The sequence below is a fragment of the Corallococcus terminator genome, assembly GCF_003611635.1.
Taxonomy (GTDB): Bacteria; Myxococcota; Myxococcia; order Myxococcales; family Myxococcaceae; genus Corallococcus; species Corallococcus terminator.
This window is the reverse complement of the sequence record NZ_RAVZ01000010.1, coordinates 12,082-27,035: the sequence shown is the minus strand read 5'-3', so window position 1 is coordinate 27,035 and position 14,954 is coordinate 12,082. Positions and strand designations below refer to the sequence as shown.

Below are 14,954 nucleotides of genomic sequence, written 5' to 3'. Positions count from 1 at the left end.
GCCTGGGAGAAGGAGGCCTGGGTCTGGACCTTCCTGGTTGTCCTCTCAGGGCTCGGGAACGAAGCGGTAGAGGGCGCTCTCGATGTCGGACGTCAGGTAGACGGTACCCGAGCGCCCCACGGCGACGCCCGTGGGCAGGTAGCCCGGCGGGAAGGGAGCGCTCTCGGGCAGACCGATGCGCAGCTTGCTCGCGACCACCGTCGACCTGCCCGTGGCGGGATCGATGCGCACCAACTGCTTGCGGCCCACCTCGGCGACGAAGAGCCCACCGTCCGGATGTCGGGCGATGCCCTCGGGGCCCTTGAGGCCCCTGGCCACCGTGCGCCTGGCGCCATCCGACAGCCGCACCCGGGTCACCTTCCCCGAACGCACCTCGGTGACGTACACGCCGGGCTCCGTGGCGTCGGTATCGGCCGCGAGCCCCACCGGGCCCTCCAGCCCCTCGGCGAGCACCGTGGTGACCGCGGGCTCGGCCGTGTCCACTCGCACGAGCCGGCCCGTGGCACCCTCCGCGAGGATGAGCGTGCCGTCGGCGAGCTCCACCACGCCCTGGACGCCGTTGGCGTTGGGGAGGGTTCGCAGGAGCTTTCCCGTGGCCCGCTCCAGCACCTGCACGCTGCTGTGGCCGCCCAGATAGGACGTGCTGCGCACCACGTGCAGGGCGCTCACGCTCACGTTCATGGGGAAGTTCGTCGGGGAGGAGAGCACCCGGTCCGTCTGGTGGATCTTCCCATCCAGGCCGCCCACCTGGCGCAGGGCATACACATCCGCCACGTAGACGCGCTCGTCCGGATCATCCGGCGCCACGGCAATGCCCGAAGGCACGCTCAAGCGCGCCTCGACCAGCACCCGCACCGAGCCCCCCGCGGGGTTGACCACGCGGATGTCATTGTCGACCATGTTGGACACGTACACCTGGTCGTCGGGACCCACGGCCAGGTTGTCGAGTCCGGTGGGCAGCGTCGTGACGACCTCCTTGTCGCCCGAGGGCAGCCGCACCCGCACCAGCTCGCCCCGCGCCGCGTCGACCACGTAGAGGTGCTCGCGCCGCGCGTCGAAGTTGACGGCCGTCGGCATCGCGAACCCCTGGGCCACGGGCTCGATGCCGCCCGTGTCCACGTCGATGCGGGCGATCTGCCCCTTGAGCAGGAGGGGGCCGTAGAGCTTGTCGTCCGGGCCGAACTCGAAGCCGTTGAGGAAGCCGGGCCCGTCGATGACCTTGCGTGGCGGCTTCTTGCCGTTCGGGTCCACTTCCCACAGCACATCCGCCGCGCCGAGCTGGGTGGCGTAGAGCCGGCCATCGCCGCGGAAGGCCAGCGAGTTGAGGCCCGGCAGCCCCCGGGCGATGACGCGCGTCCTGCCATCCGGCGAGCGCCGCATCAGTTGGCCGGTGAAGTAGCCGGTCCAGTAGACCGAACCGTCGGGTCCCAGGGTGACGTCATCCGCGCCGCCCAGCGGAGGCCCCACCAGGGTGCTCACCGCGCCCGTCTTCAGGTCGACGGAGTGCACCGTCTGGCCCAACAGGTTGCTGGCCAGCAGGCGGCCCTTGCCGTCGACGACGAGCCCGTGGACGCCCTGGAAGGGGGAGCCGGCCACCACCACCTCCTGGCGCCAGGCCCTGGGCGGAGCGGCCAGCACCGCAGCCCCGGCCAACACCAGACTGGCGGCCAAAGACTTGGAGAGAAATCGGAACATGCGAGCGCTCATGACTGGACCTCCGCCCCGCCGCGCGTGAGCTCCAGGCCCACGAACTCCTCGCCCTTGCGCCACTCGCGCAGCACGTCGATGAACGCGAGCGTGTCGCCTCCGAAGGTGGCGAACTTCATCATCTCCGGGCCCGCCTTCATTCCCTCGTTGTTGTAGTAGCCCGGCGTGCAGTCGGCCCCGCCAAAGGTGGCGCTCGTCTTGAGCCGGCCGAGGATGACGTCCCACCACTGCTGTTGCGCCTGCTCCGAGGGCTCGGACACCTCGACGCCCTGCTTCAGGCACCGCGCGATGATGTGGGCAGCGTGCTGGGATTGCTCGTCGAGGATGTGCACGAAGTTGATCGCCCAGCCGCTCTGGGTCGTGGTGAACAGCATCAGGTTGGGGTAGCCGCGGCTGTGCATGCCGTGCAACGTGGCCGGGCCCTGGGCCCAGGCATCCCGCAGCGACCGGCCGCCCCTCCCCCGGATGTCGAAGCCCAGCTTCTGGGTGAACTCTCCCGCCACCTCGAAACCCGAGGCGTAGACGAGGCAGTCGACCGGGTATTCCCTTCCGTTGACCACCACGCCGGTGGGCGTGATGCGCTCCACACCCTTTCCCTCGGTGTCGACGAGCTGGACGTTGGGCCGGTTGAACGTCGGCAGGTATTCGTCGTGGAAGCAGGGCCGCTTGCACATCTGATTGTAATAGGGCTTGAGCGCCTCGGCCGTCGCGGCATCCTTCACGAGGGCGCCCACGCGCGCGCGGATCTCCTCCATCTTGCGGAAGTCAGACAACTGCGCGAGTTCGGCGGCTTCCTCCGCCGAACGGGCCTGGGTGAGATCCAATCCCTGGAAGATGTAGGTCCAGCCGTCGTTGACCATGTCGACGGGCTGCTGGCGGCCGGAGACGATCGCGGAGAAGTTGCGGATGCGCTCCTGCTGCCAGCCCGGCTGGAGCGACTTCGCCCAGGCTTCGTCCGTCGGCTGGTTGGCTCGCACGCCGACCCCCGAGGGGGTGCGCTGAAAGACATACAACTGCCGGGCCGTGGCGCCCAGGTGCGGAATGGCCTGCACCGACGTCGCCCCCGTGCCGATGATGCCCACGCGCTTGTCGCCCAGCTTCGTCATGGGGCTCGTCGGACTGCCACCCGTGTATGCATAGTCCCAGCGGCTCGTGTGGAAGCAGTGGCCCTGGAAGGTCTCGATGCCCGGGATGCCCGGCAGCTTCGCCTTGTGGAGGATGCCGCCCGCGATGATGACGAAGCGTGCCGCGATGAGGTCACCCCGGTCCGTCGTGATGTTCCAGCGACGGGTGCCCTCGTCCCAGTCCATGGTCCGCACCAGCGTCTGGAACAAGGCGGCCTTGTAGAGGTCGAAGTGCCGGCCGATGCGCTGGCAGTGGGCGAAGATCTCCGGCGCCTTGGCGTACTTCTCCCTGGGCATGTAGCCCGTCTCCTCGAGCAGCGGCAGGTAGATGTACGACTCCACGTCGCAGGCCGCGCCCGGGTAGCGGTTCCAGTACCAGGTGCCGCCGAAGTCGCTGCCCTTCTCGACGATGCGGAAGGAATCCACCCCCGCCTGACGCAGGCGAGCGCCCGCCAGCATGCCGCCAAAGCCACCGCCGACGATCAGCACGTCCGTCCGCTCGGTCAGCGCCGGGCGGGTGAAGCCGGGCTCGACGTAGGGGTCCTTGTCGAAGTCCGCGAAGACGCCCTGAAGCGGGAGGTACTGGGCAGTGCCATCCGCGCGCAGCCGCTTTTCCCGCTCCTGCCGGTATTTCTCCTTCAACGCATCCAGAGAGAAAGACAGCTCGTTCCGTGTCGTCGCAGTCATCCGCGCACGTCCCTTCGGCCAGGTGGCCGCGCACGATGTACACGGCCGTGTACATCCCTGGACATACCTGAATTCCTGGCATAGGTAAACAGCCGTGCATAAACCGCCTCCGCCCGACCCCAGGTCCTCGACGCGTCAACGCGATGCCGAGCGCACGCGTGCCGCGCTCATCGACGCCGCCCGGACGCTGTTCTCCACGCGTGGCTTCGCCAGCACGGGGGTGCGCGACATCGCGGACCTGGCGGGGGTGAACTCCTCGCTCGTGGGCCGCTACTTCGGTTCGAAGCAGGGGCTGTACCGGGCGACGCTGGAGCAGGTGCTCGACATCACCCCCCTGTTGCAGGTGGAGCGTCGGCGCTTCGGTGAGGAGGTGGTGGCGCTCTTCTTCGGCGCGGAGGACGCTCCGGGGCCCCTGGCGATGTTGATCCTCTCGGCGACGGATCCCGAGGCATACGCGACGACGGTCGAACTGCTGCGGGAGAAGGCGATGGAGCCGCTGGCGCGCTGGCTCGGCCCACCGGACGGCGAGGGGCGCGCGGCCCGGCTCAACATCCTCTGGAGCGGCTTTCTCATCAGTTGCCGGTTGATGCCCGACCATCACCAGTCAGCGTCGGGCAACACCTCCACCCGCCGCTGGCTGGAGCAGGCCATCCAGGCGGTCGTCGACGAAGGGGGGACCTGAAGGACCGCCGCCGGGCCCCCTGAGACGAACGGACGTCGCGGGCCGCTCAGGCTTGCGGCGCGCGATAGGCCGGGAAGTACCCCGTGTCGCTGCTGCGCTCCGAGAGACGGTCGTACACCGAGGGCTCGCAGATCAGCTCGTGCGTGCAGAGGTGGGAGGACGTGTTCGAGAAGCTCCGCTTGAACTGCTCCAGGCCGTCCCCCGGCCGGACACCGCCGCCCAGGTGCAGCGGCATCCCCAGCCGCGCGCTGAGCTCCACCAGCGCCCCGAAGACGGTGTTCTTGGCCGGCGAGCGCGCCAGGTCCGCATCCGCCGTCCCGCCCAGGTAGTAGTGCAGCAGGCCATCGCTGGAGACCCCCACCCCCGAAGAGGCGATGTGGCCGTCCGCGGCACGCGTCGTCGCAAGCCAGGCGACAGGGGATGAGAACAGCTCCTCGAAGTACGCGTCGGAGAAGAAGTACCGGGCGTGCGCCCCGTCGCGGACCATGGTCTGCCGGTAGACGTCCTTGAAGCCCTCGCGCTCCTCGTGCGAGGCCTCGCGCACCGGACAGCAGGTGCTCAAGAAGCCCAGCCGGGTGTTGCGCCGCATCTGCCGACGGGCCTCCGCCGGGAACTCCAGGGGAAGCCTCGGGTCGATGAAGAACACCTCGTTGCGCTCCGTCCCGCCCGCGAAGCAGCGCGGGCCCGCGACGCGGTCTCGCACGAAGAGGCTGACGAGCCCGGTGCCTGTCCAGTCCACGGCATCCTTCGGCAACTCGCCCAACCCATCCTGCCCCCCGCCGGGGTAGCCATAGGGGGAGATGGCATCGCGGTACTGCGTTCCCTCGATGGGCCGCACGATGAGCGGCACCCGCAGCGCGCTGCCCCCGCCGTCCTCGATGACGAGCGTGTGCGTCACGCCTTCGGCCCGCAGGTGGTGCACGGAGCGGAAGTAGTCGTCCGACAGCGCTGACATTCCTTCGTCAGGCACCAGGGCGGCGCGGCATTGATTCAGGTGCGGAGGCCTGATCCGCGAGATTTCGGAGTGATTCATCATTCGAGCGCATCCTTTCAATGAGCGACGCAGCGCCCCCCGCCCCCGGCTCCCACGTCGGGCGCACGGGGGCCCTTATGCGACGTGTGGCGAGACAGCCGACCGCTCCTGGGCCTTGCGCCGCAACTGGCGGTAGGCGCGCAGCGCGGGCTGCTCAATGCGATAGGTGATGACGGTGGCCAGCAGGAACCCGACAGCGAAGGCGACCGCGATGGCTGCCTCGGGACGCCAACCCGCGGCCTCGAGCCGCCGGATGATGACGTAACCGATGTTCTGGTGGACCAGGTAGAACGGATAGGAAATGAGCCCCATGAAGAGCAGGGGGCGCCAGGTGAGCCAGCGCAGCGCGCCCCGGGAGAGCGCATAGGTGAGGACGAGCACGACCCCGAACACGGGCACGGGGGCGATGCTCCCGACGAACACCTCGTGCGCCAAGCAGACCCCCACCAGCGCCAGCGCCGCGGGGACGGAGACCTCGCCACGGCTCTGCTTGAAGGCCAGCACGCCCAGCGCGAAGAACTGCAGGTGCGGCCGGCTCGCCAGGCGCGCGACGAAGGGCATCCCCATCGCCTCGAAGGCCAGCTCGGCCAGCGTCTGGAGCGAGACCAGGACGATGAAGAGGGGGATGACCCTGGGAAGCGCCCGCGCGTATGCGATCAGGAACATCAACAGATAGAAGGACAGCTCGATGGTCAGCGTCCAATACACGGTGTCCACATGCGGGACGCGAACAAGCTCGTGAAACATGGTCAGGTTGATCAGCGCCGTCTGGAGGCTGAACTCACGGTTCGGCAGCCCGAACAGCGACACCACCGTGAAGGTGAGCAGGACGGCGGTCCAATAGGCCGGGTAGAGCCGGGCCGCGCGGCTCGACACGAAGTCCCGGGCCCGGGTGATGCGCTCCAGCGACATCAGGATGACGAAGCCACTGATGGCGAAGAAGAGCTGGACCCCATACTTCCCGAAACGCGCTTCTCCCCAGAGGGGAACGGAGTGCCCGTAGAGGTCGCTGTATTCGGCGGTGAAGTGATACAGCGCGACAACCAGTGCCGCGAGTCCCCGGAGCGCGTCCAGTTCCACCAGGCGCGGGTGGCTCGCATCCGAGGCGGCAATGCTTCTCATCCGGGTTCTTCCTCCCTGACTTCCTCCGGCCAACGCTCGGAGTGTGTCGGAGGGTAGGTGCCACCCCGGGCCCCCACCATGACCCCCGCGGTCTCGGGCAAGTGTCACGTCCTCCGCACCCGTCGGCCCTCGCGTCGGGGGGCCGCCGCGAGCAGCGTCACCCGGGGACAGCGCCCCCGACCGCCGCTCGGATCCCTGGCGCGCGATAGGCCGGAAAGAAGTCGCCGCCGGTGTGGCCTTCCGACAGGTGGGCATACACCGTCGGGTCGCAGATCAGCTCGTGGGTCTGGATGCGGGAGCTGGCGTTCGCGAGTCCCCGCTTGAACTGTTCGAGCCCGTCCCCCGGCCGGACGCCTCCACCCAGATGGAGCGGGACCCCGAGCCGCGTGCAGAGCTCCACCAGCGTCCCGAAGACATTCTTGGCCGGCGAGCGCGCCAGGTGCTCATCCGCCGTCCCGCCCAGGTAGTAGTGCAGCATGCCGTCACTGCTGACGCCCAGCGCCGCAGAGGCCACGCGCCCCTCCGGCGAGCGCGTCGTCACCAGCCAGGCGCGGGGCGAAGCGAACACCTCCTCGAAATAGGCGTCGGAGAAGAAGTACCGGAGGCTCGCTCCTTCGCGGACCATGGTCTGCCGGTAGACGTCCTTGAAGCCCTCCCGTTCCTCGCGCGGCGCCTCGCGCGCCTCACGCGCGGTGCTCACGAAGCCCAGCCGGAGGTTGCGCCGGATGTGCCGCAGGTGCATCTCCCGGAACTCGACCGGCAGGCGCGGGTCGATGAAGAACACCTCGTTGCGCTCCGTCCCGCCCGCGAAGCAGCGCGGGCCCGAAACGCGTTCGCGGACGAAGAGGCTGACGAGCTTCGGTCCCCGCCAGTCCACCGCGTCCTTCAGCACCTCACCGAGCCCGTCCACCTCGCCTCCGGGAAACCCATACGGAGAGATGGCATCGCGGTACGGCGTTCCCTCGATGGGCCGCACGATGAGCGGCATCCGCAGCGCGTTGCCTCCCCCGTCGTCGATGACGAGCGTATGCGTCACCCGTTCGGCCCGCAGGTGGTGCGCGGAACGGAAATAGTCCTCCGACAGCGCGGACGCCCCTTCATCCGGGACGAGCACTGCCTTCGCTTGCATCACCCTCATCTCTGCGCTCCCCCTGGCCCTGCCCACGTCCGCGACTGCGCCGAGCAGCCAGGACTCCTGGCCGCTCCCACTGGGTCCAGGCGAAGTCACGGACCTTCCGCCCGGGTCGTTACATGGAATCTTCATGTCGTGACGCAGGGTGCGGAACGGGATGTACGCACCCTGGCGTTTGCGTGGCAGGGTAGCCTTTCAGCAAGTCCCCTGGAGACGTCCCCCGGGACACCCCGGATGTTGGAATCCGGTCGCCGTCGGAAGTCGCCGCGACGGTCAGGGACGAACGGGGCTGAAGGCCGCCCCGCCGCCAGCGCCATTCAGTTCCCCAGGCCCTGCACCCGCACGGGTGTGGGCCGGTCGACCGTCGTGCCATCCCCGAGCGCACCGTCGCCGTTGAAGCCCCAGGCCCACACGGTACCGTCCTGCTTCAAGGCAAACGCGTGGGCATCTCCCCCGGCCAGGGCCTTCACCGTCGCCAGACCCTGCACCTGCACGGGCAACGGGCGGCTCACGACCGTCCCATCTCCCAGTTGGCCCGCATCATTGCGGCCCCAGGCCCACGCGGTGCCGTCCTGCTTCAGCGCGAGGGAGTGGGCGGCCCCCGAAGCCAGGGCCGTGACACCCGTCAGGCCCAGCACCCGCACGGGCAACGTGCGGCTCACGACCGTCTCATCCCCCAACTGACCCTCGGTGTTCCGGCCCCAGGCCCACACGGTGCCGTCCTGCTTCAGCGCGAGCGAATGGACGAGCCCCGCGGCGATGGCGGACACCCCCGTCAATCCCTGCACCCGCACCGGCGTGGTGTGGCTCGCGATCGTCCCGTCGCCCAGTTGTCCGGAGCTGTTGTACCCCCAGGCCCACACGGTGCCGTCCTGCTTCAGCGCGAGCGAGTGATAGGTGCTCGCGGCCAGGGCCGTGACGCCCGTGAGGCCCTGCACCGGCCTCCGCTCCGAGCGGCTGTCGGTCGTCCCGTCTCCCAGTTGCCCCAGGTTGTTGAGGCCCCAGGCCCACACGGTGCCGTCCTGCTTCAGCGCGAGTGAGTGGTAGGTGCCCGACGCCAGGGCCGCGACCTGCGTGAGGCCCTGCACCGGCGCCGGCGTGGGGTGATCCACGTTCGTCCCATCCCCCAGTTGCCCGGAGTCGTTGTACCCCCAGGCCCACACGGTGCCGTCCTGCTTCAGCGCGAGCGTGTGGTACGCGGTGGCGGACAGGGCCGTGGCGCCCGTGAGGCCCTGCACCAGCGCCGGCACGGGCAGGAGGCGGTCCACGTTCGTCCCGTCGCCGAGCTGGCCGTAGACATTGGAGCCCCAGGCGGACGCGGTGCCATCCTGCCTCACGACCAGGCCGTGCGCGCCTCCCGCGGCGATGAAGGCCACGCGGCTCGGGCCAGGAGGGCAAGGCGTGCCGCCCTCCAGCACCATGGACGCGCTGGCGGACAACCCCAGCGCGTTGGTCACGGACACCGTCACCGTGAGCGACGGCCCCGAGGCAAGACAGGAGGGCGCCGTCCAGAGCACCTCGCTCGTCGTCGCGCCGTCGCTGGCCGTGCCCAGCCCGTCCGCGTCCGCGCTCCAGGAGAAGGTGAGCTCGCTGCCCTGCGGGTCCCGAGCCCTCGCCCGGAAGACGACGGTGTCCCCCTGCGCGGGGACGAGGGCGATGGAGTGGAACGTCTCCACCAGCTCCGGCGGGAAGCGCGCCACCGGCGGCGTCCCCACGCAGATGCCCAGCGAGCCCCGCGACCGCCCTCCCCTCCCATCCTCCACCGCCACCGTCAGCGCGCACCGGGCGCACCCATTGCCCGCGGGAGGCAGCTCCGTGGGAGTGAAGCTGGCGTTCGCCGAGCCTGCGTTCGTCCACGTTCCCGCGCACCCCGCGGTCCACTGGTAGCTCAGGCTGTCACCATCCAGGTCGTTCGCCAGCGCCGTCACCGACGTGGTCTGGCCCACGGCCACCTGGGACGGCGTCGCCGTCAGGCCCGCCACCCGTGGCCAGGTGTTCACCGTCACGTTGACGGCGGCGCTGCCTGACCCCGTGCTCACCGTCACCGTGAGGCTGACGCTGTCCGAGGCGCCCTTCGCATCCGTCACCGTCAGGGTCAGCACCACCTGGCCCGGCTGCGCGGGCGCCGTCCACGTCGTGGCAGGACTGGCAGGCGCGTTGAAGTGCCCGGCGGCCGCGGTCCACGCATGGGTGAGACTGCCTTCCGCGTCCGGATCCTGGGCGCCTGCCTGAAGCGTCACGACGCCTCCGGGCTCCACGATGGATGGACTGGCCACCACGGAGGTGATGAACGGGGCCGAGTTCTCGAAAGGAGCTGGCGCACCGACCTCCTGGAGCCGCAGCGTCACCGCGGTCGTCTGCCCCGCGAGGATGACGACCCCCGTCACCGTCCCAGCGAAGCGCAGGGTGCCCGCCGCATCGAAGGCCCGGCCCTCGAAGCGCCGGTCCTCCCCCACGGGGAGCTTGCCCAGCACCCCACCCCACTGCTGCCCTGTCTTCACCAGGAGGTCCGTGCGGGTGTTCATGCCCACGCCGCTCACGGTCAGCTCCACCCGGGCCACGTCGCTGGCGCTCAACGCGAGCGGCAGCGTCACCACCGTCTGAGCGATGCCGAGCTCGGCGGGTTCACCGCGACAACCCGCCAACGCGGCGCTGACCGCGAACACCACCCAAACCCACCACTTCGTCGTTGCTGGCGTCATGCGTCCTCGTCCTGTTCCTGGAAGGGCGTCCCTGTCGAGTCCTGGGGGCCAGACAACGCCACGGAAGAGTCGGGGAGCGGCGCCACCCTACTTGCACGCAATCTCCTTGGAAGCTGGGTCCCCACCACCCTGCCCCAGGTCCAGATCGCGCCATCGTTGGAGGGCCGTCGGTCCAGCACGGACCGGGTGTCGGCGCTCCATTCGGGGTGGCGTCGAAGGGACTGAGTTCATGCAGTGCGCGTCAGCGATGAGCGCTTGGGGCAACGCAACGCCGGGTCTTGCGCGAGGGGGAAGACACTCCCCGACCCCTGTGTCTCGCGCCGTCACGGTGACCTGGAAGCCGCGCACCCACTGCGTTCCGCCCGGGCATGACTCCGCGCGAAGCGCGCATGCGCCGCGCCTGCTGTTACGCTCGGTGGCGCCCTCTCCGAAAGTCTCCATCCGATGAAGCGTGTCCTCCTCGCCCTGCTGGTCCTCCTGCTGCTCCTCGTGGGCGCGCTTGTCGTCCGCACGCTGCGCTTCGGTTCGCGCCAGGTGACCGCCGAGCCCGCCGAGCCGTTCTCGGTGGATGCCACCGGAGCCGCGGGCCGCCTCGCCGAGGCGCTGCGCCACCCCACCGTCGCCGCCTCCGACGGAACGGGCGCGCAGGACACCGCCTTCCAGGCACTGCACGCCCAGCTCGTCGCCGCGTTTCCCCTCGTGCACGCGCAGCTCGGTCATGAGGCGGTGGGCACGCATGCGCACCTCTACACGTGGAAGGGCACGGAGCCGGAGCTGCATCCCGTGCTGCTGATGGGCCACCTGGACGTGGTGCCCGCGGAGGCGGAGGCCACCTGGAGCCACCCTCCCTTCGGCGGTGTGGTGGCGGACGGCTACATCCAGGGGCGCGGGGCGCTGGACGACAAGGGCAGCGTGCTCGCCATCCTCGAGGCCGTGGAGGGCCTGCTCGCCCAGGGCCACCGCCCGCGCCGCACGGTGCTGCTCGCCTTCGGCGCGGACGAGGAGGTGGGCGGACGCGACGGTGCCGCCCGCGTGGCCGCGCTGTTGAGCGAGCGGGGCGTGCGCCTTGAATCGGTGCTGGACGAGGGAGGTCCCATTGGCGTGGGGCTGGTGCCCGGCGTGGACGCACCGGTGGCGCTGGTGGGCGTGGCGGAGAAGGGCTCGGGGCGCGTGGAGCTGCGGGTGAGCAGTTCGGGCGGGCACGCGTCCATGCCGCCGCCGCAGACAGCCGCGAACATCCTCGCCCGCGCCCTCGTGCGGCTGGAGGAGCACCCCTTCAAGCCCGGGCTGCGCGGCGGGACGCGGGCGCTGTTCGAACATGTGGGGCCGGAGATGGGCTTCGGCAAGCGCCTGCTCTTCGCCAACACGTGGCTCTTCGCGCCCCTCATCGAACGACAGATGGCCGGGGCGCCGTCCACGAACGCCAGCATCCGCACCACCCTGGCGGCCACCATGCTCGAAGGCAGCCCCAAGCCCAACGTGCTGCCCGCGCAGGCGCGCGCGGTGCTCAACGTCCGCCCGCTGCCGGGCGACAGCCTGGAGGACGTGCGCGCCCACGTGCGCGACGTGGTGGACGACGCGCGCGTGGAGCTGCTCGTCGAGGGCGACGAGGCCTCACCGGTGTCGAGCCTGGACACGGAAGGCTGGCGGCAATTGCAGCGCAGCATCCGTCAGGTGTTCCCGGACGTGCTGGTGGCGCCCTTCCTCACCGTCGCGGCCACCGACGCCCGCCACTTCTACCCCCTGAGCGACAGCGTGTACCGCTTCATGCCCGTGCGAATGACGCGCGAGGACCTGGGGCGCATGCACGGCCGCGACGAGCGGCTCTCCGTCGCGGCGCACGCAGCGGCCATCCGCTTCTACGCGCAGTACCTGCGCAACATCACGCGCTAGCCTTTGGAAGGACGGCCGCCCCGCGCACGTTGGGCAGGGCGGCCGTTGCCGACGGGTGTCAGCGGTTGCTGTCAGTTCTCATCCAAGCTGAACGCGGACACGCGGCCATCCGGCACGAAGGCCGCCGTGTAGCGCCAGGTCGCGGAACCAAACCGCACCAGGTACGTGTAGAAGCGGTCATCGCCTCGCGTCTCCCGCTTCGCCAGCACCAGCGGTCCCGCCGGTCCCAGGCCTTGCAGGACGCCCTGGTAGTACGGCCCGGCCTCCGCCACGAACCACCAGGGGACGTACGCGAACATGGCCGGGTCCCACGTTCCGGCCCGGGTCTGCTCGAGCAGCGTCGCCAGCCGCGCGGTGACCTGCGGCTCCAGGTCCGGAATGGGCTTCAGCGGCGGCACGGCGAGCGCGGGATTGACGAGGGTCGCGATGCCTTCCGCGATGCCCCTGGGGTCCGCCTGGCTCAAGTTGGCCAGCACGATGATGGACAGCTCGTCGCCCAGGAACCGGATGTAGGCCGACGTGAACCCCTGCCACGCCCCCGTGTGCGCGTGCATCGGCTTGCCGTTTCGCTCCTTCACCTCCCACCCGAAGCCATAGGGATACGTCGCCCCGCTGTTGAGCTTCGCGGGCGACAGGATCTCCCTCCAGCTCGCCCGCGACAGGATGTCGCGCTCATCCACGACCTCCTCCCAGGCCAGCAGGTCCTTCACGGAGAAGTAGAGCGACCCGTCCCCCGTCGTGTTGAGCGAAGGTGAAACCCACCACTGGTTCTTCACCACGCCGCCGCTCATCCGGTAGCCGGCCGCGCGGTTCGGGATGACGTCCTCCTCGCTGATGCCACGCGCCGTCTTCATGCCCGCGGGCTTGAACACCTGGCGGCCCAGGACCTCCTGGTACGTGGACTGGGTGACACGGTTCGCCAGGATGCCCAGCAGCACGTAGCCGGAATTGCTGTAGCTGAACCGCAGCCCCGCGGGGAAATCCAGCGGCAGCGTGTAGAGGAACTTCGCGAAGTCATCGTCCGAGTAGTCCTTCCGCTCGTCGATCTGTCCATCCAGGTCCTGGAGGCCCGACGTGTGCGTCAGCAGGTGGCGCACCGTGATGGGAGCCCAGGTGGCGGGCGCGTCGGGGAAGTACTTCGTGATGCTGTCGGACAGCGACACACGGCCCGCCTCCACCTGGAGCATCACCGCCGTCGCGGTGAACATCTTCCCCAGGGAGCCCGCCTGGAAGAGGGTGTCCGTCCCGACAGGGACCTGGTGCTCCAGGTTCGCGGAGCCATACCCCTTCACCAGCACGACCCGGCCGTGGCTCACGACGCCCACGGCGAGACCGGGCACGCCCTGCCGCTTCTGCTCCGCGCGGACGTAGGCGTCGATCCGGTCTCGGAGCGAATCGTGCGCCACGGCGGGACGACCCGTGAGCAGGCCCAGGATGAAGACAGCGAATAATGAAATGGATTGCAGGGAACCGCGCATGAAGACTCCAGGCGCCTGGACAACCATTGCCCACGGCCCCCCCACAAAAGCACCCTGTCCCCCACCGCGTGAAGGCAATACGAGACAACCGGCCAGGGCCAGACTGAAGCCTCACTCCGTGGCGAGCACCTCCAGCAGCCTCCCGGTGACCCGCAACACGTCCGCTCCTTCGCGGTTGGTCAGCATCGCGAGCGAAGCCTTGCGCTCGGGCAGATAGAGGGCCAGGGCGGAGAACCCGGGGATGCCTCCGTCATGGCCGTGGCCCGGCCCCACCGGGGTGACGGCCCGCACCAACCCCAGGCCATACCCAGGCATGTCCGGGATGGGCGTCGCCACCCAGTCCGTCATCTGCGCGAGCTGCGCCGGGGCCAGCAATGAGCGCTCGAAGAGGGCCTGGTAGAACGCGCTGAGGTCGTCCGCGCTGGAGCTCAAGGCACCGGCCGCGCCAGCCGCGGACGGATGGATGAAGTCGGTGAGGTCCATCCACGCTCCATCGCGCGTGTCTCGCGCATGGCCCCGCACGGTGAGCGGCGGCAGCGGCTCCGCGCCCTCCAACCCCGTGCTGTCCAGGTCCAGGGGAACGAGGATGCGCGTGCGAAGCTGCTGCGCCAGCGGCATCCCTGTCACCGATTCGAGGATGCGGCCCAGGAGGATGTAATTGGTGTTGGAGTATTCCCAACGCGCCCCGGGCTCAAAGGAGGGGGAAGCCGCGGCCCCCAGCGAGATGAGCTCCTCGGCGCTCCACGTCTTCCCGGGGCTCGATTCGGCCTGCGTGAGGAAGGCCTGGCTGTCGGTGTAGTTGAACGCGCCACTCGTGTGGTTGAGGAGCTGGCGCACGGTGATGCGGTCCGCACGGGGAAAATCCGGCACCCAGGTGGCCAGCGGCGCATCCAGGGACAGCGTTCCCTCGGCCTGGAGTTGCAGTGCCACCACGGAGACGAAGCTCTTGGTGATGCTGCCCACGCGCAGCCGGTCCTCGGCCTTGAGCCCGGTGGCGGGCTCCACCGTGGAGACGCCCGCCGAGCCCCGCCACGTGCAGTCCTGGAATCGCAGCGAGGCCGTGGCCCCGGGGAGGTCCTCGGCCTGGACGGTCACCTCGAGCGCGCGCTGCAACCGGGGCGCGAGCCGCTCACAGACGGGGCCTTCGTCCTTGTCGCAACCCGACATCCACAGCAACAGCGCCACGCCAAGCACGCGTCGACCAAACCGATGGGTAACCATCCAGAGCCTTCCAGGTGAATCCGCAGTGTGCGTACGAAGCACCGGAGCGCCGCTTTCCTGTCACCCCCACCTGCCGGTGTGAACTTCCACCCGAGTGTTTCACACCCCAGGATGGCTCATTTCTTCTCGCGGCGTGAAAAACCCAGCCTGTTTCAGCGCTGGACTCCTCACGC

At 69.6% G+C, this 14,954-nt stretch carries 10 protein-coding genes; 2 read left to right on the top strand and 8 right to left on the bottom strand.

The features are described from left to right. Positions 1–45: 45 nt before the first annotated feature. Both D7V88_RS02965 and D7V88_RS02960 read right to left on the bottom strand, forming a co-directional pair. Positions 46–1,695, bottom strand: coding sequence for an SMP-30/gluconolactonase/LRE family protein (locus D7V88_RS02965; protein WP_120539083.1), 1,650 nt, complete (start codon positions 1,693–1,695; stop codon positions 46–48). An 8-nt stretch (positions 1,696–1,703) separates the two neighbouring features. Then, positions 1,704–3,518 (bottom strand): flavin-containing monooxygenase, encoded by a 1,815-nt coding sequence (locus D7V88_RS02960; protein ID WP_208726078.1) that lies wholly within the window; start codon positions 3,516–3,518, stop codon positions 1,704–1,706. Between the two features lie 94 nt (positions 3,519–3,612). Between D7V88_RS02960 and D7V88_RS02955 the strand changes: the two genes are divergently transcribed. Further along, a complete protein-coding gene (locus D7V88_RS02955; RefSeq protein ID WP_244237943.1) occupies positions 3,613–4,200 on the top strand; it encodes a TetR/AcrR family transcriptional regulator in 588 nt (195 codons plus the stop codon). Positions 4,201–4,246: 46 nt separating this feature from the next. Here the strand turns inward: D7V88_RS02955 and D7V88_RS02950 are convergent, their stop codons facing one another. The 4 genes from D7V88_RS02950 to D7V88_RS44190 all read right to left on the bottom strand — a co-directional run bounded on the left by D7V88_RS02950 (position 4,247) and on the right by D7V88_RS44190 (position 10,189). Continuing rightward, positions 4,247–5,155, bottom strand: coding sequence for a GNAT family N-acetyltransferase (locus tag D7V88_RS02950; protein ID WP_244237942.1), 909 nt, complete (start codon positions 5,153–5,155; stop codon positions 4,247–4,249). 153 nt (positions 5,156–5,308) lie between these two features. Continuing rightward, positions 5,309–6,355 (bottom strand): acyltransferase family protein, encoded by a 1,047-nt coding sequence (locus D7V88_RS02945; RefSeq protein ID WP_158624976.1) that lies wholly within the window; start codon positions 6,353–6,355, stop codon positions 5,309–5,311. A gap of 157 nt (positions 6,356–6,512) precedes the next feature. Next, positions 6,513–7,484, bottom strand: a complete 972-nt coding sequence (locus D7V88_RS02940; protein WP_244237941.1) for a GNAT family N-acetyltransferase — start codon at positions 7,482–7,484, stop codon at positions 6,513–6,515. 320 nt (positions 7,485–7,804) lie between these two features. After that, positions 7,805–10,189, bottom strand: a complete 2,385-nt coding sequence (locus D7V88_RS44190; RefSeq protein ID WP_244237940.1) for an RCC1 domain-containing protein — start codon at positions 10,187–10,189, stop codon at positions 7,805–7,807. A 444-nt stretch (positions 10,190–10,633) separates the two neighbouring features. Here D7V88_RS44190 and D7V88_RS02930 point away from each other — a divergent pair, with 444 nt between their 5' ends. Then, the gene (locus D7V88_RS02930) at positions 10,634–12,082 is read left to right on the top strand and encodes a M20 family peptidase (protein ID WP_120539049.1); all 1,449 of its coding nucleotides are present in this window, start codon (positions 10,634–10,636) and stop codon (positions 12,080–12,082) included. 71 nt (positions 12,083–12,153) lie between these two features. Here D7V88_RS02930 and D7V88_RS02925 read toward each other — a convergent pair whose 3' ends face one another. Together D7V88_RS02925 and D7V88_RS02920 are read right to left on the bottom strand one after the other, a co-directional pair. Further along, entirely contained in the window at positions 12,154–13,560 is a 1,407-nt protein-coding gene (locus D7V88_RS02925; protein ID WP_120539048.1) for a serine hydrolase domain-containing protein, read from the bottom strand. A 111-nt stretch (positions 13,561–13,671) separates the two neighbouring features. Beyond that, positions 13,672–14,781: a serine hydrolase domain-containing protein gene (locus D7V88_RS02920; protein ID WP_244237939.1), complete on the bottom strand. Its 1,110-nt coding sequence runs from the start codon at positions 14,779–14,781 to the stop codon at positions 13,672–13,674. Positions 14,782–14,954: the final 173 nt, after the last annotated feature.